Below are 21,199 nucleotides of genomic sequence, written 5' to 3' on the forward strand. Positions count from 1 at the left end.
CGCTTTAAAGGTTCGCCAACCGCCCCGTGCCATCCTGTCGATCATGGATATGCACCTCACCCCGGACGTCGCCGCTTTTCAGGCCGTGCTGGAGCGGCTTTCGCCGCAGGATCGGGCGCGCGTGGACGCCGCCGCCGTTCCGGCCGCGTTGAAGGCCGCCGAGGCCGCCCCCCACTGGGATTTCGAAATGCCGGCCAAGGCGGTGGACAGCCTGCTGGGCGCCGATGCGTCCGACGACGTGCGTCGCGGATTGATCGCGACCTGGGCCTTGCAACTGCCCGACCGCGTGGCGACCATGACCCTGCCGGCCGAGGTGACGGCCCTCTATCCCTACTGGATCGAACAACTGGCGGCCTTTCTGGACAAGGCCGAGGGCGACTACGTCTTCGACCACTGGTCCAAGGATGTGCGCTTCACCCTGGCGCTGAGCGTGCCGGGCGCCAAGAGCCAGGTGATCGACCTGAGTTCGCCGGTCGGACCGGGCCAGATCGTCAAACATGTCCGCGACGGCTGGGGCTTCAAGCCTCTGTTCCGCTATCTGGCGGCGGGCGCCAAGCGCGAGCCGTGGCTGGAGGTGCACACCGAAAGCCGCTGGCTGCGGGGCTTCAACGAGGACGGCTGGAACGAGGCCTGGGCGACGGCGGCGGAGCTGTGCCGCGCGCGGCCGGAACTGGCGGGCATGATCGGCTCCAGCTGGTTCTACGACCCGCCCCTGACCGAGATCAGCCCGCGCCTGGCGCACCTGCGGCTCAGTCCCCTGAAGGGCGGCGCCTTCATGGTCCATCAGGGACCGGCGCCGATCCACACCGAACGCGCGGCGACGGCCTCGGCGTCGCGCAAGGCGTTGATCGACAGCGGGGAATACACCGCCCGGTCGTGGCTGATGATCTGGCCCCGCAAGGAGCTGATCGCCTGGGCGGATAGGCGCAAGGTCGGCAACCCCACCCTCTAATTCGTCATCCTAGGCCTTGTGCCTAGGATCCATACGCCCGGTGTCCGCCGCTCAACGGCCGTCGTCTGACGCCCCGAACAATCGGCGAAGTCTGAGTCTATGGATCCTAGGCACAAGGCCTAGGATGACGATCTTTAACGAGTTCAGGCCGTCGCCATCCGCCACGCCGCCGCGACCGGCTGGATGTCCAGGTCGGCCGCCTTGGCCAGGCGGATCAGCCGGTCGATATCCTCGGGACGGCAGCCGTAGGGCGTCGGGGCGTCGCTGACGTCGTGGCCATAGGCGATCAGCCAGCCCTTGGACGCCGCCGTATCCGTGACCAGCTGTTCCAGATCATAGCCGGGCAGGCGACGGCTCTCCAGGCCGATGGCCTGCAGCAGGTTGCGGTCGGTGCGGCCGGCGTTGATCCCATCGCGCACGCCACGTCCACACAGGAAACGTTTGTCGATGATCGCCTTGGACCCCAGGGCGCAGTCGCCGAACGGATAGGCGAAGGTCTGCATCTGATACCCATCCAGCCGCTCGGTCACCCAGGCGGCGTTGCGGGCTAGGCTGGCGTCCAGCTCTGCCGGCGACAGGGTCAGGGTCGAGACGTGTTCATAGGTGTGGCAGCCGACCTCGTGCCCCGCTTCATGCAGCGCCTGCAGATGCTCCACCTTGAACTGCGGCAAATCCAGATTGCGACCGCCCGCCAGGCCGCCGCAGACATAATAGGTCGCCTTGACCCCGTGCTGGGCCAGGATCAGTCCGGCCTCGGTCCAGGCCGATTCCGGAATGTCGTCGAACGACAGGCTGAGGACGCCGCGCGCGGGCTGGATCGTCTCGGGGCGGACGTCGAGGTAGCGGCCGGCGCGGCGACGCATCTTGTCGAGAAAGGCGTTCATCCCGCCCTTATGGCCCAACGGGCTTAAGGCAGGGTTTCAGACCGTGACGGGCTGGGCGGTCAGGCCGCGCACGCCGAAGACGCGACGATAGCGTTCGATCTCGGCCGGATCGCCGACGGCCTTTTCCGGGTTGTCCGACAGTTTGACGGCAGGCCGCCCCCCGGCCTCGACCACCTTGCAGACCAGGGAGATGGGCTCCAGTTCCGGGGCGGGCGCAGGCGAACAGTCGCGGAAGTCGTTGGTTAGATTCGTGCCCCAGCCGAAGCTCAGACGCGCTCGGCCATGGAAGTGGGCGTGGGCGGCCTCGATGCCGTCGATGTCCATGCCGTCCGAGAAGATCAGCAGCTTCTCTTTTGGATCGCGGCCGTGGTCGCGCCACCATTCGATCAACCGTTCGCCGGCCGCGATCGGCGGGGCCGAGTCGGGGCGGAAGCCGGTCCAGTCGGCGACCCAGTCGGGCGCCTTGTCCAGAAACGCCTCGGTGCCGAAGGCATCGGGCAGGACGACCAGCAGATTGCCGCCGTAGTGCCGCCGCCACTCGTCCAGCACCGCATAGGGCGTCTGGGCCAGGGCCGTGTCGTCCGGCGCCAGGGCGGCCATGACCATCGGCAGTTCGTGGCCGTTGGTGCCGATGGCCTCAAGATCGTTCTCCATCGCGTGGAGCACGTTGGAGGTGCCGATGAAGGATCGGCCCAGGCCTTCCTTCAGGGCCTGGATGCACCAACGCTGCCACAGGAAGCCGTGGCGACGGCGGGTGCCGAAGTCGGACAGGGCGAGATCGGGCAGGGCGCGCAGCCGCTCGACCTTGGACCACAGCCGTGTCTTGGCCCGGGCATAGAGGATATCGATTTCAAATCGCCCGAGGCGCCGTAATCCGACCCGGCATCGCAACTCATTCAGGATAGCCAGGGCCGGGATTTCCCACAGGGTCACCTCGGCCCAGGCCCCGGAGAAGGTCAGAACATACTGGCCGTCCTGTACCGACAGGTCGTAGTCGGGCAGGCGGTAGTCGGTCAGCCAGGCGATGAAGTCGGGCGAGAAGATCTGTTTGACGCCATAGAAGCTGTTGCCCGCCAGCCAGACCAGCTCCTTGTTGGTGAAGCGTAGGGTGCGGGCGTGATCCAGCTGGTCGCGCAGGGCGGCGATATCGATTTCATCGGCCAGGCGGACGGACTTGGTGCGATTGATGACCTGAAAGGTGACGGGCGTATCGCGATGCTCTCGCCAGATCATCTGCAGCATCAGCAGCTTGTAGAAGTCGGTGTCCAGCAGGCTGCGGACGATGGGGTCCAGGCGAAAGCCGTGGTCATAGGCGCGTTTGGCGAGGTCCATGGGGGCATTTGAGCGGATGGCGAGGGGGAGCGCATCCCTTTTCGCGGCCTCCCACCCACACTTCGTCATCCTAGGCCTTGTGCCTAGGATCCATAAGCCCGGTGTTTGCCGCTCGAACGCGGAAGAGGGGCGGCGGTGAGTGCGAACCCCCGCCGTTCGAGTTTATGGATCCTAGGCACAAGGCCTAGGATGACGGGCGTAAAATGAGTGGAGACGAGTGTGTCACGCCTTCAACGCCCGCCCCGCCACCACGGCGTCCTTGCCGAACTTGTCTCGCAGCTTGTCGATGGCGCGTTCGGTCTTCAGGGCGCGGGTCTCGGGTGTCTGGAACAGGCCGACGGGCGCATCCTCGGCGTCCTGGACGTCGGCCATGCCGATGCCGATCAGCCGATAGGACGGGCCCAGCTCCGGCTTCAGCAGATCCCGCCCGGCGGCGAACAGGGCGCGCGCCGTCTGGACCGGGTCGGCCAGGGTCACACGGCGGGTGACGATCTTGAAGTCGGCGCGGCGCAGTTTCAGCACCAGGACGCGGCTGGCGACGCCGTCGCGCCTGGCCTTGGCCGCCAGCTTCTCGCACAGGGGCCACAGCTCGGCCTCCAGCGCCTCGGCTGAGGTCAGGTCCTCGTTGAAGGTGGTCTCCGCGCTCATCCCCTTGCGGTCGCGTTCGGGGTTCACGGCGCGGGCGTCGCGGGCGTGAGCCAGGTCGTGCAGCCGCAGGCCGGACTCGCCATAGCGTTTGACCAGATCGCGCACGTCCGCGCGGGCCAGATCGCCGATGGTCGAATAGCCGTCGCTGCGCAGCGCCTTTCCGAACACCGGGCCGACGCCGGGCAGGGTGGTTACGAGCCGCGGCGCCAGCAGGGCCTGGGCATTGGCGGCGCCCACGACGGAAAAGCCGCGCGGCTTGTCCATCTCCGACGCCATCTTGGCCAGGAAACGGTTGGGCGCCAGGCCGATGGAGACGGTCAGGCCGGTCTCCTCCTCTATCTGCTTTTGAAAACGGATCAGTTGAAACGCCGGCGGCCCGCCGTTCAGCCGTTCAGTGCCCGACAGGTCGACCCAGGCCTCGTCCAGCGACAGGGGCTGGATCAGCGGCGTCAGCCGACCGAGCGCCCCCAGGATACGCTGCGATTCGAAGACGTATTTGGTGAAGTCAGGCTTGATGACCACCGCCTCGGGACAGGCCTTCAGCGCCTTGAACATCGGCATGGCGGACCCGACGCCGTACTGGCGCGCGACGTAACAGGCGGTGGAGACGACCCCGCGCTTGCCGCCGCCGACGATGACCGGTTTGTCGCGCAGCTCCGGCCGGTCGCGCTTCTCCACCGAGGCGTAGAAGGCGTCGCAGTCCATGTGGGCGATGGACAGCTGGTCCAGTTCCGGATCGGCGACGATCCGCCGCGAGCCGCACGACGGGCAGCGACGGTCGGCCGGCCCGGCGGGGTCTTCGCCGGTCCACAGGCAGTCGCGACAGATGGCCTTGATGGCCACGCTTAAGGTCTCCGTAAGGTTGGCTTCACCCCAACTTAAGACTGGCCGTTCACTAATGCGACCAACGAGGCGTCCCGCGTTCCAGGGACGCGCAGGTCAGGTGATGATGTCCAAGAAAGTCCTCATCGTCGAGGATAACGAGCTGAACATGAAGCTTTTTCATGATCTGCTTGATTCCCAGGGCTACGAGACGCTGCAGACCCGCGAAGGGCTGCAAGCGTTGGCCCTAGCGCGCGCCCACCATCCCGACCTGATCCTGATGGATATTCAGCTTCCAGAGATTTCCGGTCTCGAAGTCACCAAGTGGCTGAAGGACGACGAGGAGCTGAACCATATCCCCGTCATCGCCGTCACCGCGTTCGCTATGAAGGGGGATGAGGAACGGATCCGTCAGGGAGGCTGCGAGGCCTATATCTCCAAGCCCATCTCGGTGATGCACTTCCTCGAAACCATCCGGCAGCACCTCGGATGAGCGCCCGTATCCTCGTCGTCGACGACGTGGACGTCAACGTCCGCCTGCTCGAAGCCAAGCTGACTATCGAATATTACGACGTGCTGAGCTGCAACGACGGCGCGACGGCCCTGACCATCGCCGCCGAACATCAGCCGGACCTTATCCTGCTCGACGTCATGATGCCGGGCATGGACGGGTTCGAAACCTGTCGCCGGCTGAAGGCCCAGGCCGAGACGCGCCATATCCCCGTCGTGCTGGTCACCGCGCTGGACGGTCGTCAGGATCGCATCCGGGGCCTGGAAGCCGGCGCCGACGACTTCCTGACCAAGCCCATCGACGACGTGATCCTGTTCGCGCGGGTCAAGTCGCTGACCCGGCTGAAGCACGTCATGGACGAACTGCGCGAGCGCGAGGAAAGCGGTCGGCGCCTGGGCGTCGATTCAGACAACGCCGCGCGGCTTCGCAGCGAGGGCGGGCGGGTGCTGATCGTCGATGACGATATGCGCCAGGCCGAGAAAATGTCGGCCGAGCTGAGCGGCGAACATCGCGTCACCATCGAATCCGATCCCGAGGCGGCGCTGGTCGCGGCCAAGGGGGCGCTGGATCTGATCATCGTCAATGTCGCCGCAGCTGGTTTCGACGGCCTGCGGATCGTGGCCCAGGCCAAGTCGGGCGATGCGCGCCGCGCGCCGATCCTGGCGGTGGTGGAACCGGCCGAACGGCCGCGCATGGTCAAGGCGCTGGAACTGGGCGCCGCCGACATCCTGCCGCGTCCCATCGACACCGAGGAGCTGTCGGCGCGCGTGCGCACCCAGATCCGACGCAAACGCTATACCGACTTCCTGCGCCAGAAGCTGGACAGCAGCATGGAGATGGCCGTCACCGACGCCCTGACCGGTCTGCATAACCGGCGCTACATGACCACTCAGCTGCAGGCGCTGGTCGGCCGCGCGGCGCAAGGGGGAACCCAGGTCGCGCTGCTGGTGCTGGACATCGACCACTTCAAGGCCGTCAACGACAGCTTCGGCCATGACGCCGGCGACGAGGTGCTGGTCGAGTTCGCCGTGCGCCTGGCCACCAACGTCCGTGCGGTGGACCTGCCGTGCCGGATGGGCGGGGAAGAGTTCGTTGTGGTCATGCCGGGCGCCAGTCTGGAAGACGCGGGCCATGTCGCCGAACGGATTCGCCGCGATGTCGCCTCCGCCCCGTTCCGGGTCATGGGCGGCAAGGAACAGATCACCATCACCATCTCGATCGGCGTGGCCGCCACGACCGGCGACGGGGATACCCCCGAAGTCCTGCTGAAGCGGGCCGACGAGGGCGTCTATGAAGCCAAGGCCGCAGGCCGCAACAAGGTCATCGCCAAGGCGGCCTGATCCAGCCGCCAGACAACGAAGAACGCCCGGCTGGAGACCAGCCGGGCGTTTTCAATTCTGGTCCTCGGATCGGCCTCGCTTCGCTCGTTGTCCGAGGATGACGAGGTCCGAAGGCCTTACTTGATCTTGCCTTCCTTGAACTCGACGTGCTTGCGCACGACGGGGTCGTACTTCTTGACGACCATTTTCTCGGTCATGGTGCGGGCGTTCTTCTTGGTGACGTAGAAGAAGCCGGTGTCGGCCGTGGAGTTCAGGCGGATCTTGATGGAAGCCGGTTTGGCCATCGGAATTACCTCTGCGACGGCGAAAGCCGCTTAAAATAAGAGGCGCGGAACATACTCAGGATCGCCCCAAAGTCAACGGGCGCGATGCCAAGATATGCAACACGAGAATATCGGCGCCCTGTCTGCGAATTTGACGCCGTTCCGGCGTTAGCGGGACAATGATTGCTCACATGGAATGCCATGGCTTAAGCGGTCGCACGGTGGCGCAGGCCGGGCCGCCGTCGCGGGCGCGGCCGGGCAGACTAATTTCGAGCACCTTACCCTCGCGCGCCAGGGCCAGAAGATCGGCAGGAATATCGTGGATGTCGATCTTGGCGCGTCGGCTCCATTCGCTGGCGTGCTGGCCCGCCGACGTGCCGATGGCGATATAGACGAACCGCCGCGACGGCCCCTCGCGCCGCATGAACGGGCCTGTCAGTCGTCCGTCGTCGGACAGGGTGATCGGGACATCGAAGCTGATCGGGCCGTCGCCGGCGATGCGCGGCTCGACCGGCATGTTGGCCTTGTCCTGAAGGCTGTAGGCGACGCCCGCGACCGGGTCGGCGATGGTCAGGCGCAGGGTGATCTTCGATCCGGCCATGTCAGTCCCTGTGTTCGACCGTGTGGCGGCCCCGCACCATCCGCACGAACGGCAGGGGGCGGTTCGGATGTTCCAGTCGCTCCGCTAACTCCCCCAGCACGAACCGGGTGATGGCGGGCAGGTCCAGGGCGCGCGCCTCGTCCAGAGGCTGCCAGGCGATCTCGTCCAGTTCGCCTGATCCGGCGGTCGGTTCAGGGCTCAGCAGGGCCTCGGCCGGCGCCATGAAGAACCGGGCGTCGAACCGTCGCGTGCGGCCCGGCGGCGTGATGGCGCGGGCGATGTAGGACAGGACCGACAGATCGGGCAGGGCGCCCGCCTGGCGATACTCGCGCCACGGTCCGGCGACTGAGGCGCTCGGCGCGGGCCGCCCCAGAATCAGCCCGGTCTCCTCAAAGGTCTCGCGCACCGCCGTCAGCGCCAGGGCGCGCGCGCGGCGGGCCGGCAGCTCGCGTTCCAGCCGCCGCACGACATCGGAGGGCAGGTCGCCTGTCGCGGCGGCGGTAAAGTCGCTCCGGTCGATCCGCCCGCCTGGAAACACCCACTTCGACGCCATGAAGACATGCCCCGGCGCCCGCCGTCCCATCAGCACCTCGGGCCGCGACCCACCCCGCGTCAGGATCAGCGTGGCGGCGTCCTTTGGGCGTTGGCCGCCGCCGACGCGCGGGGCGTCGGCCAGGTCCTGAGCAGCGTCGAAGGGGGCAGTCACGACAATCCTCCCCCGTGGGGGAGGATTCGGCGGAGGCCTTGCGTCACTTCCGCTTGCCCTTGCGCACACCTTTCAGGCCGCCCGAAGGACGGCCGCCCTTTGCAGGCTTGGGACCGCCGGGGCGGTTTTTGCCGCGCATAGGCGGGCCGTCGCCGCCGCGTCCTCGGACGCCATAGCGCGGGGCCGGGGCGTTTGGATCGCGGGCTTCGGGCTCGCTGAGCATTTCGAACACCAGGCCGCCGGTGACGGGGGTGGCCTCCATCAGCTTGACCTCGACCTTGCGGCCCAGGGCGAACCGCTTGCCGGTGCGTTCGCCGACCAGGGCGTGGGCGCGGTCGTCGTGGACGAAATATTCGCTGCCCAGGGTCGAGACGGGGACCAGGCCGTCTGCGCCGGTCTCGTCCAGCCGGATGAACAGGCCGAACCGGGTCACGCCGGTGATCCGCCCGGTGAAGGTCGCCCCGACGTGCTCTTCCAGATAGGCGGCGATATAGCGGTCCATGGCGTCGCGTTCTGCGGCCATGGACCGGCGCTCGGTCATGGTCACGCCCTCGGCGATGGCGGGCAGTTCGGCGATCTCGCGGTCCGTCAGCCCGTCCTTGCCCAGGTTCAGCGCCCGGATCAGGCCGCGGTGGACGATCAGGTCGGAATAGCGCCGAATCGGCGAGGTGAAGTGGGCGTAGCGATCCAGGTTCAGGCCGAAGTGGCCGATGTTCTCAGGGCTGTAGATCGCCTGCATCTGGCTGCGCAGCACGACCTCGTTGACGACATCGGCGTGTTCGGTGTCACGCGTCTCGTCCAGCAGCTTGTTGAACCGCTTGGTCGTGCCCGGCTCGCCCTTGTTCCACGGCTTGCCGATGGTGGACAGGAAGTCGGCCAGGTTGAAGATCTTCTCCTGGCTGGGCGTGTCGTGGATCCGATAGATCAGCGGCGTTTTCTTCTGCTCCAGCGTCTCGGCGGCGCAGACATTGGCCTGGATCATCATCTCTTCGATCAGCCGGTGCGCCTCCAGCGAGGCGCGCTTCTCGATGGAGGCGATGCCGCCGTCGGGCGCCATGCGGATGCGGCGCTCGGCCGATTCGATCTGCAACGGGCTGCGCTTCAGCCGGCCCTTCAGCATGGCGTGATAGGCGTTCCACAGCGGATAGAGGATGGCCTCCATGATCGGTCCGGTAACGTCTTCCGGTTGCCCGTCGATGGCGGCCTGGGCCTGTTCGTAGCTGAGCTTGGCGTGCGACCGCATCAGGCCGCGCACGAACTTGTGGCCGGTCTTTCGACCGTCCTTGTCGAAGACCATGCGCACTGCCAGGCAGGCGCGGTTCTCGCCCTCTTTCAGGCTGCACAGGCCGTTCGACAGCACCTCCGGCAGCATCGGCTCGACGCGGTCGGGGAAATAGGTCGAGTTGCCCTTGTCGCGCGCCTCGCGGTCCAGATGGGTTCCGGGGCGGACATAGGCGGCGACGTCGGCGATGGCGACCCACACGATCCAGCCGCCTTCGTTCTTCGGATCGTCGTCACGGGCGGCATAGACGGCGTCGTCGTGGTCGCGCGCATCGGCGGGGTCGATGGTGATGAAGGGCACCTCGCGCAGGTCCTCGCGCCCCTTAAGCGTCGGAAGGGCCTGATCCTCGGCCTCGCGTTCGACGGCCTCGGAGAAGCCTGTCGGGATGCTGTGGGCGTAGATGGCGATCAGGGAGGCGGCGCGGGGGTCATCCTCCTTGCCGATATGTTCCAGGATCTTGCCGCGCTTGGGACCGAACCGCTGCTCGCCCTTTTCGATGGCGGCCAGGACCAGGTCGCCGTCGCGCAGGTCGCCGGACTGGGCCTGGGGCACCAGCAGCACGTCCTTGGAGCGACGATCCACCGGCTCGACGCGGGTCTCGCGCGCGGACTTGCGGATGACGCCCAGGACGCGGTTCGTACCCACGTCGAGCTTCTTGATCAGCCGGGCCTCCCAGCCCTCAGCGCCGCGCTGAAACTTGACCAGCACCCGGTCGCCCAGGCCGGGGGCCGGGCCCGGTTTGGACTTGTCGGGCATCAGGATGGCGCGCGGCGCGTCGGCGCTGGCCTCGACCAGGCGGACATAGAGTTCGCCGTCGCCGTCGCGTTCGACCACATCGGCGACCCCGACGGGGGGCAGGGCGCCGGCCTCGGAAAAGCCCTTGCGCCCGCGCTTGCCTAGCCGGCCTTCTTCTTCAAGCTCGCGGATCATTTCGCGCAGGGCCCGGCGGTCGCCGCCCTTCAGTCCGAAATGGCGTGCGATATCGGTCTTCTCGGCCGATCCGGCCTCGCGCAGGAAGGCGAGGAGGGTGTCTTTGTCGGGCAGGCCGGCGGGCGGCCTTTTGGATGAATTGGTCATTATGTCTTTCGTAGCGCGGAACCGCGCCTTTGGGTAAATCTTGGGGGGTCAAATCTTGCGTGAGTTGACCGAGTGAATGCGGGGCTTCAGCTTCCGCCGTCCCCGAATGGAGTCTTCGATGTCCCTGCATGCCCCCGCCCTGAGCGCGACCGTGAAGTCGCCGCTGGATCTGATCGGCAAGACGCCGATGGTGGAGGTGACGAAGATCGACACCGGCAAGTGCCGCCTGCTGCTCAAGCTGGAGTCCCAGAACCCCGGCGGCTCGATCAAGGACCGGATCGCGGTCGAGATGCTGGATGCGGCCGAGAAGGAAGGCTGGCTGAAGGAAGGCGGCACCATCGTCGAGGCGACGGCGGGCAATACGGGCCTGGCGCTGACGCTGGTCGGCCGGGCGCGGGGCTATAAGGTGCTGCTGGTCATCCCGGACAAGATGTCGAAGGAAAAAATTCAGCATCTGCGGGCCATGGGCGCCGATGTTCGCCTGACGCGTTCGGACGTGCCGCACGGACACCCCGAATATTACACCGACATGGCCGAGCGCCTGTCCCAAGCCATTCCCGGCGCCTATTACGTCAACCAGTTCGCCAACCATTCGAACGCCGACGCCCATGTGAAGACGACGGGGCCGGAGATCTGGGAGCAGACGGGCGGCGACATCGACGCCTTCGTCGCCGGCATCGGCTCGGGCGGCACGATCACCGGCGTGGCGCGCTACCTCAAGAGCGTGGGCTCGAACGCCCAGATCATTCTGGCCGATCCGGTCGGATCGACCCTGGCCGGCATCGTCAATGACGGCGTGCCTGGACCGGACGGAAGCTACACCGTCGAGGGCATCGGTCAGAATTTCGTGCCCGACACGGCGGACATGAGCCTGATCGACAAGGCCTATTCCATCCCTGACGCGGAGGCGATCGCCACGGCGCGCGAACTGCTGCTGAAGGAAGGCATCCTGGCCGGGTCGTCCTCGGGCACCCTGATCGCTACGGCCCTGCGCTGGTGCCGCGAGCAGACCGAGGCCAAGACCTGCGTCACCTTCGTCTGCGACACCGGGGCCAAATATCTGTCGAAGGTCTACAACGACGCCTGGCTGGCCGATCAGGGCCTGGGCGAGCGCGAGCTGCACGGCGACCTGTCGGACCTGATCAACCGCAAATACGAGAAGGGCGACGTGGTCGTCGCCGGTCCGGGCGACACCCTGGACACGGCCTTCAAGCGAATGAAGGGCGCGGACGTGTCCCAGCTGCCGATCATCGAGGACGGCCGCTTGGTCGGCATCCTGGACGAGAGCGACCTGATCCACGTGATGAACACCGACGAGATCACCCGCAAGGAACGGTTCGCCAAGCCGGTCGCCTCGGCCATGACGCGCGACCTCGACACGCTTCAGGTCAAGGAGTCGCTGGACGCCCTGATCCCGGTCTTCGACCGCGACCGTGTGGCCATCGTGCTGGACGGCGAAACGTTCGTCGGCCTGATCACCCGCACCGACCTGATCAACCACCTCAGCCTGAACCGGTAAGAACCATGGCCGACAAGAAGAACAGCCAAGGGTTTTCCACCCGCGCCATCCATGCGGGCCAGCACCCCGACCCTACGACCGGGGCGGTGATGACGCCGATCTACGCCACCTCGACCTATGCCCAGGAAAGCCCGGGCGTGAACAAGGGATACGAGTATGCGCGGGGCAAGAACCCGACGCGGGAGGCGTTCGAGGCCTGTATTGCGGACCTGGAGGGCGGCACGCACGGGTTCGGCTTCGGCTCGGGCATGGCGGCGACCTCGACGGCGCTGGAGTTGCTGGACGCGGGCGACCACATCGTCACCGGCGACGACCTGTACGGCGGCTCGTGGCGGCTGTTCGAGCGGGTGCGTCGGCGCACCATGGGGCTGGACTTCGCCTATGTGGACCTGAGCGACATTGCGGCGGTCGAGGCGGCCATCACGCCCAAGACCAAGATGCTGTGGGTCGAGACGCCCACCAATCCGCTGATGAAGCTGGCCGACATCGCCGCCCTGTCCAAGGTGGCCAAGGCGCACGGCCTGCTGCTGATCGTCGACAACACCTTCGCCACCCCCTTCTGCCAGCAGCCGCTGAGCCTGGGGGCGGATGTGGTGATGCACTCGGCGACCAAATATTTGAACGGCCATTCGGACATCATCGGCGGAGTGCTGGTGACGGCCGATCCCGATCTGGCGACGCGGATCAAGTTCCTGCAGAACTCGGTCGGCGGGATCATGGGGCCGTTCGACGCCTTCCTGGCCAACCGGGGCCTGAAGACGTTGGCGTTACGGATGAAGGCGCACTGCGAGAACGCCCTGACGGTGGCGCGGTGGCTGGAGACCCGCAAGGGCGTGGCCAGGGTCATCTACCCCGGCCTGATCGCCCACCCGCAGCACGAGCTGGCCGCGCGTCAGATGAGCGGCGGCTACGGCGGGATGGTGACGGTGGCCCTGGAAGGCGACCTGGAGCGCACGAAGCGCGTGCTGGAGCGGGTCGAGGTCTTCACCCTGGCGGAGTCGCTGGGCGGGGTCGAAAGCCTGGTGAACCACCCGGCGATCATGACCCACGCGAGCGTGCCCAAGGACGTCCGCGAGGCGGGCGGCGTGACCGACAACTTGATCCGGTTATCGGTCGGGGTCGAGAACGTCGAGGACCTGATCGCGGATCTGGATCAGGCCCTGGGCTGATCTCAGCTGGAGGGAAGGGCGGTCTGGTGGCCGGTGACGGGCGGCAGCTTCTTCTTGGGAGCGGCGCGTTTCACCGGCGCCTTGGCGGCCTTGGGCAGGGCGGCGCGGCGGGCGATCTCGGTGTCGATCACAGGCAGGATGTCAGCGGCGGCCATCACCTGAGTGGAGGCGCCGGTTTCGGCCAGGCGCGTGGCGTTGGCGCGCAGGCTGTTGAGGTCGGCGTCGGTCATCGTCGGGATTTTTTCGGCGAGGGTCGTCATGGGTCACGTCCTGATGGAACGGGCTTCAGGGCCGGCGCGCGAGGCGCCAGCCCTTCAGCTGATTGAAGGCGATCTCGACCACGACGCGGTCGTCCAGCAGGGATAGGCCGTTAGGCGAACCGAGCGAGGGCAGGACCGAGACGACGTGGCCGTTGTCCAGGCGGACCTTGCGGCCGCCCAGAGGCAGGTGCTTCGTCACGACGCCATCAAAGGCGATGGCGTGCGTGTTGAGAAGCGTGTCCTACTCTGCCGCCGTAAGGCGACCAGCGGATTCCTTGCCGGAGCGCGAGTCACGTTCGATTTCGTAGGAAATCTTCTGGCCTTCGTTCAGCGAACCAACGCTCGACGTTTCGACGGCCGAGGCGTGGACGAAGACGTCCTTGCCGCCGTCATCGGGAGCGATGAAGCCGTAGCCTTTGGTGGGGTTGTACCATTTTACAGTGCCGGTAGCCATTTGGAGACCTCCGTCTGGCGTTGACCGCAGGGAGGGATCCCTGGTCGGCCTGTCGGGTCTGAATGGGATCGGCTTTTGGACCTCGGTGCGTGATGCAAAGGGAGCAGCGGCGTTACGCAGAGAGATCGACAGACCCTATATGGGCCTCCAGCGCCCTTTGTGCAAGGCGCGCCCTCAGAAGGCGTAGGCGAGCTCGGCCACTAGGCCGTCCTCGTACTGCTCGCCGAACTCGGCTGCGTCGGTGTCGTAGTAGCGGACGTCGAGCGCCAGGGCGTCCGTCAGGGCGTAGGTGACTCCGGCGTTCCAGGCGGTGTAGTCGGGCGAGTTGTCCTGCTCGCGACGGCCCAGGGCGACCGTGCCGTCGAGGCGGGGCGTAAAGGCCCAGCCCAGGCGGCCCTCGACCCAGGTGAAGGCCTCGGTCGCGCCGGCGGAGTCGGGCGAATACTGGACCTGGAGCCGCGCGCTGGCGGGGCCGATGGCGCGGCTGATGTTGGCGCCGAACTCGAACGTGTCTTCGTCATAGCCCGGGTTGGCGTCGAGGCGGTTCTTGTAGGCGACGTTGAAGTCGAACTGATAGCCGAAGGCCTCGGGCTGGTAGCCGAAGGCGACCTCGGCCTCGACGTTGGAGCCGCCCGCCTGGATCGTTTCGGCCGCGGGGCTGATGTAGAAGAGGCCGTCGGCGCTTTCCCAAGTCGCCGACCCAAAGGCGTAGCCGTCGTTGCCGGACTTGGACGCGCCCTTGGAGCGGTTGTCCGTGCCGGCGCCGACCTCGAACGACCAGGCGTCGCGAGCGGACGGCGCCGAAGCGGACTGCGCCGCCGCAGGGGCCGCGAGGGCGGCGACCAGAGCCGAGACGGAGAGGGCGGCGAGAACGGTGGTGCGGATCATGGGAGCTCCAACGCGAAAGATGCGGATTTGGCGCCGCCTTTAGCGCGCTCCGGCCTTGATTGCGAATTCATCCGTGGCCTGAGCGAACTCTTGTCGCAGGCGCGCGACCAGTTCAGCGGTGGGCAGGACGTCGTGGATGGCCCCGGCGCCCTGGCCGGCGGACCAGACGGTCTTCCAGGCCTTGGCCTCGTCGCCCATGTCCAGCTTGTGCTCGGGCAGGTGTTTCGGATCGATTCCGTTCTCGATCAACGACTTGCTCATGAAGTTGGCCGGGATGCCCGACACCGCCGGGGTGTGGACGATGTCGGTCGCGCCGCTGTCGATGACCATCTGCTTGTAGGCCGGCGAGGCCATGGCCTCGGTCGTGTTGATGAAGCGGGTGCCCATATAGGCGAAGTCGGCGCCCAGCATCAGGGCCGCCGCGACATCTTGTCCCGTCGAAAGGGCGCCCGACAGGATGATGGTCCCCTTGAAGAAGCTGCGGACCTCGTTGACCAGGGCGAACGGGTTGATGATCCCCGCATGACCGCCCGCGCCGTTGGCGACCAGGATCAGACCGTCGACGCCCGCCTCGGCGGCTTTTCGCGCATGACGGATGTTGGCGATGTCGTGGAAGACCTGACCGCCGTAGCCGTGGACCGCATCGACGACGTCGCGCACGGCGCCCAGGGAGGTGATGATCAGCGGCACCTTCTCCTCGACCGACACCATCATGTCGGCCATCAGCCGGGGATTGGTCGGGTGGACGATGTGGTTGACGCCGAAGGCGGCGGCCTCGGGCTTCAGCCGGCCCTTGATCTCGTGAATCCAGTCGCGATAGCCCTCGGTCGTGCGCTGGTTCAGCGACGGGAAGGTTCCGATGACACCGGCGTTGCAGGCTTCGACCACCAGGTCCGGCCCGGAGACCAGGAACATGGGCGCCGAGATGATCGGCAGGATCAGGCCTTTTTGCAGCGAAGCGGGAATGGCCACGGGCGTCTCCTGGGTTTCGTTTCGCTACGCTTAGCGGGCTGTCGCCGGGGAAGGCAATCGTCAGTGCGGCGGTGCGTTGAACGGCACCCTGACCGTAAACGACCGGTCTTCGTCGCTCGGCCCGAGCGTCGCCGGATTCAGACGGCCGCGTCGCACGACCCGGATGCCGGCCTGTCCGAGGCCGAGCTTCGCCGGTGTTTCCTCAACGACGCTGCAAGAGGCTGGAATCCCGGCGGTCGTGGCGGTGCAACGCACGTCCACCCAACCGCTAACGCGACTGCGCAGGGCTTCGGGTGGAAAGTCGGCGGGTGTCGGGCGGGGTTGGACAGACCACTGCATCGTCGGTGCGGCGTCGGCTTGCGAGGCTGCGGCCGGCGCGGTCTGCGAAGGCAGGACAACCATAAGAGCGGCGAGGATGGAGAGGGTCATGGCGGGATCCAGGCGAGATTTCAGACTCGGCAGCGAAAACGGGATCAATCATTTGAAATTGAGTCGCGCGCATTCAAACTGCGCAACCAGTTCAACGATTTCTAACGCAAATCCAGTGTCCAATCACCTCCGCAGAAGGCGCTGGTTGTGGGTGCTAAGAAAATATCCCACGGCGACGCTGGACCTTTTTCAGGACGAGAACGTATCATGAACGATGGCTCGTCTCGATCTGCGTCGCAAACTGTCCGTCCTGGCTGACGCCGCCAAATATGACGCCTCCTGTTCGTCGTCGGGGACGTCGAAGCGGAACTCGGTCGGGGGCAAGGGGATCGGCTCGACCGAGGGGATGGGCATCTGCCACGCCTATACGCCGGACGGGCGGTGCATCAGCCTGCTGAAGATCCTGTTGACCAACTTCTGCATCTACGACTGCGCCTATTGCATCAATCGGGCGTCGTCGAACGTGGAACGGGCGCGGTTCGATGTCGATGAGGTCGTCGACCTGACGCTGAACTTCTATCGCCGCAACTATATCGAGGGGCTGTTCCTGTCATCGGGGATCATCAGGTCTGGCGACTATACGATGGAGCAGCTGGTCCTTGTGGCGAAGACCCTGCGCGAGGTTCACGATTTCCGCGGCTATATCCATCTGAAGCTGATCCCCGAGGCGGATCCGAAACTGGTGGAGATGGCGGGGCTCTATGCCGACCGGCTGTCGGCCAATATCGAACTGCCGCGCGACGAGGCCCTCGCCCGGCTGGCCCCGCAAAAGGACGTCGGGGTGATCAAGAAGGCGATGAGCCAGGTGCGGCTGGGCGTCGAGGCGGCCAAGCCCAGCAAGCGTGACAAGATCAAACCGCCTAAATTCGCGCCGGGCGGCCAGAGCACCCAGTTGATCGTCGGCGCGGACGGCGCGCCCGACACCGAAATCCTGGACCGGAGCGCGTCGCTTTACGGCGGCTATGGTTTGAGGCGGGTCTATTATTCGGCCTTCAGTCCGATCCCGAATTCCAGTTCGGTCCTGCCGCTGTCCAAGCCGCCGCTGTTGCGAGAGCACCGGCTGTATCAGGCCGACTGGCTGATGCGGTTCTACGGTTTTTCCGCGCCCGAGATCGGGGAGGGGACAGCCGATGGAATGCTGGACCTCGCGGTCGATCCGAAACTGGCCTGGGCGTTGAACAAGCGCGCCCAGTTTCCTGTCGATGTGAACCGGGCGCCGCGCGAGATGCTGCTGCGGGTGCCGGGGCTGGGGGTGAAGGCGGTGGACCGGATCGTGTCGGTGCGCCGCTATCGGACCCTGAGGCTGGAGGATGTCGGCCGGCTGACGCGATCGGTGGAGAAGCTGAGGCCGTGGATCACGGCGCTGGACTGGACTCCTGGCGGACTGACCGATGCGGCGGACCTGAAGGCCCGGGTGGCGACGCGGGCGCCGGAACAGTTGAGCCTGTTCTGATGCGGACGGTGGTACTGGCGTCGGAGACTGATTTCGACGGGTGGAGGACGGCGGCGCGCGAAATGCGGCTGGCGGGGATTGAGCCTGCGGCGGTGCGGTTCGTGGTGGAGGGAGCGGTTGTTCAGGGCGGCTTGTTCGAGGAGACCGCTAGGCTTGCTGACGCGCCCGCCCCAACTCGTCATCCTGCGAAGGAGCGAGAATTCTCGGTTCCCGCCGCCTTCGTGGACATGGCGCGCGAGGTGGTCCTGCATCGTTCTGCCGACCGTTTCGACCTGATGTACCGGCTGCTGTGGCGGCTGCGGGACGAGCCGGACCTGATCAAGGTGATCTCGGATCGGGACGTGGCCGAGGCGATGGAGCGGGCAAAGAACGTCAGTCGGGCCTCGCACAAGATGAAGGCCTTTGTCCGGTTCCGTCAGGTCGAGGACGGGCTGGGCGAAGCCTGGGTCGCCTGGTTCGAACCGCCGCATCGGGTGTTGGAGAAGACCGCGCCCTTCTTCCAGCGGCGGTTCACGACGATGCGGTGGTCGATCCTGACGCCGGATGGGTCGGCCCATTGGGATGGAGAGCAGCTGAGCTTCGGGCCGCCCGCGACGCGCGACATGGCGCCGGCCGAGGACGAGATCGAGGAATTCTGGAAGACCTACTACGCCTCCACCTTCAATCCTGCGCGGCTGAAGGTGAAGACGATGCAGGGCGAAATGGCCAAGAGCTATTGGAAGAACCTGCCCGAGGCGGCGTTAATTCCGGAACTGGTGGCGGCCTCGTCGGTTCGAACCGACGCCATGGTCGCCACGCCCGCCCCCGAACCCAACGCCCGTTTCGCCCACGCCGTCGCGCGCGACCTGCACGCCTCACGGCCGGACGCCGAGGCGGTCCCCGACGACCTGACCGATGTCGAACGCGGGGTTCAGGCCTGCCGTCGCTGTCCGCTGTACCGCGACGCGACGCAAGGGGTTTGCGGCGAAGGCCCCAAGACGGCGCGATTGATGATCGTCGGCGAACAGCCGGGAGATCAGGAGGATTTGGCGGGCCGCCCCTTCGTCGGCCCGGCCGGCCAGGTGCTGGACGACGCCCTGGAAGAGGCCGGGATCGATCGGTCGGACGTCTATGTCACCAACGCCGTCAAACACTTCAAGCATGAACCGCGCGGCAAGCGGCGGCTGCACAAGACGCCAAGCGCCGGCGAGGTGCAGGCCTGCCGCTGGTGGCTGGACGCCGAGCGGCGGCTGATAAAGCCGAAGGTGGTGCTGGCCCTCGGGGCGACGGCGGGCCTGGCGGTTCTGGCGCGCAAGCCGGCGGTGACGAAGGAGAGGGGACAGGCGCATGCCCTGGATGACGGCGCCGTGGGCTTGGTGACGGTCCACCCCTCCTATCTGCTGCGGCTGCCGGATGCGGCGGCGAAGGCGCAGGCGCGGCGGGGGTTTGTGGACGACCTGGTCGCGGTGCGACGACGGATCGGGTGAGCGTCGAACGAATCCGGTTCGGCTGCGTTTGGCTCTGACCGCCAGCGTGGCGGTTAGGGGAGGCTCGATGGGGGACGCAGGTCCGACACAGTCCGACAGGAAAGCAATGGGAGAATGTCAACGCGCGTTGACTTCTCTCTTTGGCTTGACCATTAGGCTGGTCGGGATTTCGGCTGTTGCTTGCGGGACTTGCAGCCGATCTATGCCCGTTGTGACTTCCGGGGCGCGATGAGCCAGACCGATTACGAAATCGAGGATGCGGGCGAGGGCGCGGCGAAGCTGCGCCTTGTTGGCGACTGGACGACGACAGCCTTGGGCCGGTTGCCGCAACGGCTGGGCAAGGACCTGAACGGACGCAAGATCGAGAGCCTGGACACGCGTGACCTGGGCCGGTTCGACACGGCGGGCGCCCTGGCCCTGGTGCAGGCGTCGGACGGCGTCCTGCCCAAGTCGGCATGGATGGATCGGCCCGAGGCGGGGCGCATCTATACGATGATCGAAACCCTGGAGCGCAAGAGCGCCCCGCCGCCCAAACGTCCGGACGCCTTCACCCGCACCTTCGCCAAGATCGGCCGGGGCGTGTACGATTTCGGCGGCGAGGCGATGCTGTCGCTGGCTTTCCTGGGCCGGCTGATGGCCGCCGTGGTCGAGGCCGCCAAACACCCTGGCGGCATTCGCTGGCCCGCCTGGGTCAGTCAGGCCGAGCGGGCCGGGCTGGACGCCATCCCGATCGTCATGATCACCAACTTCTTCATCGGCGCTGTGGTCGCCTTCATCGGCGTGGACCTGCTGACCGACTTCGGCGCCCAGGTGTTCGCTGTTCAGCTGATCGGCGTGGCCATGTTCCGCGAGTTCGCCGTGGTGATCGCCTCGGTGTTGCTGGCAGGGCGTTCGGCGTCCGCATTCGCGGCTGAAATCGGTTCGATGCGGATGAACCAGGAAGTCGACGCCATGCAGGTGATGGGCGTCAATCCATTCCAGGCCTTGGTCATCCCGCGTGTGGCGTCGCTGGTGCTGATGCTTCCGCTGCTGACCTTCATGGGTATGATCGGGGGGCTGATGGGCGGTCTGGTGGTGTGCTGGACCTCGCTGAACCTGGGCCCGGCCTTCTTCTTCCAGCGGCTGGTCGAGGACGGGATGATGGCCCAGCACATGATGGTCGGGCTGGTGAAGGCGCCGGTGTTCGCTCTTGTGATCGCCGCCATCGGCTGCCGCCAGGGCATGTCGGTGGCAGGCGACGTCGAGAGCCTGGGGCGGCGGGTGACGGCGGCGGTGGTGCAGGCGATCTTCGCCATCATCCTGCTGGACGCCGTCTTCGCCCTGGTCTTCCTGGAGCTGGACATATGACCGACGCGACGACCACGTCGCCCGATGGCGTCCCGGCGAACGACCGGCCTGAACCGATGATCGAGGTGCGCGGCCTGCTGAGCCAGTTCGGCGAACGGACCATCCACGAGGACCTGGACCTTGACCTGGAACGCGGCGAGGTCATGGGCGTGGTCGGCGGTTCCGGCGCGGGTAAGACCGTGCTGCTGAACACCATCATCGGCCTGAAGGAGCCCGAGGGCGGGTCGGTCAAGGTGCTGGGTTATGACCGTGCGACCCTGACCGACGATCAGTCGGCGGATATCGAACGGCGCACCGGCATCCTGTTTCAGCAGGGCGCGCTATTCTCGTCGCTGAGCGTGCTGGAGAACGTCGCCTCGCCCCTGGTGGAGCACACCAAACTGCCCAAGGCGGTCATCTACGAGCTGGCCGAGCTGAAGATCGCCATGGTCGGGTTGAAGCCCGAGCACCATCACCTGAAGCCCGCCGAACTGTCAGGCGGGATGAAGAAGAGGGCAGGGCTGGCGCGGGCGCTGGCGCTGGATCCCGAACTGGTGTTCCTGGACGAACCGACGGCGGGCCTGGACCCCATCGGCGCGGCGGCCTTCGACGACCTGATCCGCCAGTTGGCGGACGACCTGGGCCTGTCCGTCTTCATGATCACGCACGACCTCGATAGCCTGTACGCCATCTGTGACAAGGTGGCGGTGCTGGCGGACAAGCGGGTTGTCGAAAAGGCCACGGTGCAGGAGCTGGAACGCTCCGACCACCCGTGGATCAAGGAATACTTCCTGGGGCCGCGCGGTCGCGCCGCCACCAAGACCGCGGCCTGAGGAGAGCCGAGT

22 protein-coding genes are annotated in these 21,199 nt (G+C 66.4%); 9 read left to right on the forward strand and 13 right to left on the reverse strand.

What is annotated here, in order from left to right; translation table 11 throughout:
• Nucleotides 1–49: 49 nt before the first annotated feature.
• Nucleotides 50–952: a hypothetical protein gene (locus tag ACODSC_RS02555; RefSeq protein WP_488811533.1), complete on the forward strand. Its 903-nt coding sequence runs from the start codon at nt 50–52 to the stop codon at nt 950–952.
• Nucleotides 953–1,095: 143 nt separating this feature from the next.
• On the opposite strand, the gene ACODSC_RS02560 is transcribed toward ACODSC_RS02555, so the two are convergent.
• From ACODSC_RS02560 to ACODSC_RS02570, 3 genes are all read right to left on the reverse strand, one after another.
• Complete coding sequence (locus ACODSC_RS02560; RefSeq protein ID WP_488811535.1) at nt 1,096–1,836, reverse strand: polysaccharide deacetylase family protein; 741 nt, start codon at nt 1,834–1,836, stop codon at nt 1,096–1,098.
• Between the two features lie 36 nt (nt 1,837–1,872).
• Complete coding sequence (gene pncB, locus ACODSC_RS02565) at nt 1,873–3,168, reverse strand: nicotinate phosphoribosyltransferase (RefSeq protein WP_488811537.1); 1,296 nt, start codon at nt 3,166–3,168, stop codon at nt 1,873–1,875.
• Between the two features lie 222 nt (nt 3,169–3,390).
• Nucleotides 3,391–4,659 carry a DNA polymerase IV gene (locus ACODSC_RS02570; RefSeq protein ID WP_488811539.1) on the reverse strand — a complete coding sequence of 423 codons (1,269 nt, stop codon included), beginning with the start codon at nt 4,657–4,659 and terminating at the stop codon, nt 3,391–3,393.
• 106 nt (nt 4,660–4,765) lie between these two features.
• Between ACODSC_RS02570 and ACODSC_RS02575 the strand changes: the two genes are divergently transcribed.
• Entirely contained in the window at nt 4,766–5,131 is a 366-nt protein-coding gene (locus ACODSC_RS02575) for a response regulator (protein WP_164952723.1), read from the forward strand.
• Nucleotides 5,128–6,489 carry a PleD family two-component system response regulator gene (locus tag ACODSC_RS02580; RefSeq protein ID WP_488811541.1) on the forward strand — a complete coding sequence of 454 codons (1,362 nt, stop codon included), beginning with the start codon at nt 5,128–5,130 and terminating at the stop codon, nt 6,487–6,489. The genes ACODSC_RS02575 and ACODSC_RS02580 overlap by 4 nt, the downstream gene beginning before the upstream one ends.
• A gap of 116 nt (nt 6,490–6,605) precedes the next feature.
• Here ACODSC_RS02580 and rpmG read toward each other — a convergent pair whose 3' ends face one another.
• From rpmG to rnr, 4 genes are all read right to left on the reverse strand, one after another.
• The gene (gene rpmG, locus ACODSC_RS02585) at nt 6,606–6,773 is read right to left on the reverse strand and encodes a 50S ribosomal protein L33 (RefSeq protein WP_003164451.1); all 168 of its coding nucleotides are present in this window, start codon (nt 6,771–6,773) and stop codon (nt 6,606–6,608) included.
• A 166-nt stretch (nt 6,774–6,939) separates the two neighbouring features.
• Entirely contained in the window at nt 6,940–7,353 is a 414-nt protein-coding gene (locus ACODSC_RS02590) for a DUF5990 family protein (RefSeq protein ID WP_488811544.1), read from the reverse strand.
• A gap of 1 nt (nt 7,354) precedes the next feature.
• Nucleotides 7,355–8,059: an NUDIX hydrolase gene (locus ACODSC_RS02595; RefSeq protein WP_488811546.1), complete on the reverse strand. Its 705-nt coding sequence runs from the start codon at nt 8,057–8,059 to the stop codon at nt 7,355–7,357.
• Between the two features lie 43 nt (nt 8,060–8,102).
• Nucleotides 8,103–10,418, reverse strand: coding sequence for a ribonuclease R (gene rnr, locus ACODSC_RS02600; RefSeq protein ID WP_488811548.1), 2,316 nt, complete (start codon nt 10,416–10,418; stop codon nt 8,103–8,105).
• 118 nt (nt 10,419–10,536) lie between these two features.
• On the opposite strand from rnr, the gene ACODSC_RS02605 reads away from it, so the two are divergent.
• Together ACODSC_RS02605 and ACODSC_RS02610 are read left to right on the forward strand one after the other, a co-directional pair.
• On the forward strand, nt 10,537–11,937 hold the full coding sequence (locus ACODSC_RS02605) for a pyridoxal-phosphate dependent enzyme (RefSeq protein WP_488811550.1): 1,401 nt from the start codon (nt 10,537–10,539) through the stop codon (nt 11,935–11,937).
• Nucleotides 11,938–11,942: 5 nt separating this feature from the next.
• The gene (locus ACODSC_RS02610; protein WP_488811552.1) at nt 11,943–13,106 is read left to right on the forward strand and encodes a cystathionine gamma-synthase; all 1,164 of its coding nucleotides are present in this window, start codon (nt 11,943–11,945) and stop codon (nt 13,104–13,106) included.
• A 2-nt stretch (nt 13,107–13,108) separates the two neighbouring features.
• Here the strand turns inward: ACODSC_RS02610 and ACODSC_RS02615 are convergent, their stop codons facing one another.
• From ACODSC_RS02615 to ACODSC_RS02640, 6 genes are all read right to left on the reverse strand, one after another.
• Nucleotides 13,109–13,366, reverse strand: coding sequence for a hypothetical protein (locus ACODSC_RS02615; protein WP_135195276.1), 258 nt, complete (start codon nt 13,364–13,366; stop codon nt 13,109–13,111).
• Nucleotides 13,367–13,391: 25 nt separating this feature from the next.
• Nucleotides 13,392–13,565: a hypothetical protein gene (locus ACODSC_RS02620; protein ID WP_488811554.1), complete on the reverse strand. Its 174-nt coding sequence runs from the start codon at nt 13,563–13,565 to the stop codon at nt 13,392–13,394.
• A gap of 42 nt (nt 13,566–13,607) precedes the next feature.
• Entirely contained in the window at nt 13,608–13,820 is a 213-nt protein-coding gene (locus ACODSC_RS02625) for a cold-shock protein (RefSeq protein WP_008260450.1), read from the reverse strand.
• A gap of 174 nt (nt 13,821–13,994) precedes the next feature.
• Nucleotides 13,995–14,708 carry a TorF family putative porin gene (locus ACODSC_RS02630; RefSeq protein ID WP_488811557.1) on the reverse strand — a complete coding sequence of 238 codons (714 nt, stop codon included), beginning with the start codon at nt 14,706–14,708 and terminating at the stop codon, nt 13,995–13,997.
• A gap of 39 nt (nt 14,709–14,747) precedes the next feature.
• Nucleotides 14,748–15,680: an NAD(P)H-dependent flavin oxidoreductase gene (locus tag ACODSC_RS02635; protein WP_488811559.1), complete on the reverse strand. Its 933-nt coding sequence runs from the start codon at nt 15,678–15,680 to the stop codon at nt 14,748–14,750.
• 60 nt (nt 15,681–15,740) lie between these two features.
• Nucleotides 15,741–16,109, reverse strand: a complete 369-nt coding sequence (locus tag ACODSC_RS02640; RefSeq protein WP_488811561.1) for an energy transducer TonB — start codon at nt 16,107–16,109, stop codon at nt 15,741–15,743.
• Between the two features lie 214 nt (nt 16,110–16,323).
• Here ACODSC_RS02640 and ACODSC_RS02645 point away from each other — a divergent pair, with 214 nt between their 5' ends.
• The 4 genes from ACODSC_RS02645 (at nt 16,324) to ACODSC_RS02660 (ending at nt 21,187) form a co-directional block, all read left to right on the forward strand.
• Complete coding sequence (locus ACODSC_RS02645; RefSeq protein WP_488811563.1) at nt 16,324–17,562, forward strand: putative DNA modification/repair radical SAM protein; 1,239 nt, start codon at nt 16,324–16,326, stop codon at nt 17,560–17,562.
• Entirely contained in the window at nt 17,562–19,028 is a 1,467-nt protein-coding gene (locus ACODSC_RS02650; protein ID WP_488811565.1) for a UdgX family uracil-DNA binding protein, read from the forward strand. The genes ACODSC_RS02645 and ACODSC_RS02650 overlap by 1 nt, the downstream gene beginning before the upstream one ends.
• Nucleotides 19,029–19,256: 228 nt before the next feature.
• A complete protein-coding gene (locus ACODSC_RS02655) occupies nt 19,257–20,375 on the forward strand; it encodes an MlaE family ABC transporter permease (RefSeq protein ID WP_488811567.1) in 1,119 nt (372 codons plus the stop codon).
• A complete protein-coding gene (locus ACODSC_RS02660; protein WP_488811569.1) occupies nt 20,372–21,187 on the forward strand; it encodes an ABC transporter ATP-binding protein in 816 nt (271 codons plus the stop codon). The genes ACODSC_RS02655 and ACODSC_RS02660 overlap by 4 nt, the downstream gene beginning before the upstream one ends.
• The last annotated feature ends 12 nt before the right edge of the window (nt 21,188–21,199 follow it).

The sequence above is a fragment of the Brevundimonas sp. FG128 genome (assembly GCF_057809775.1).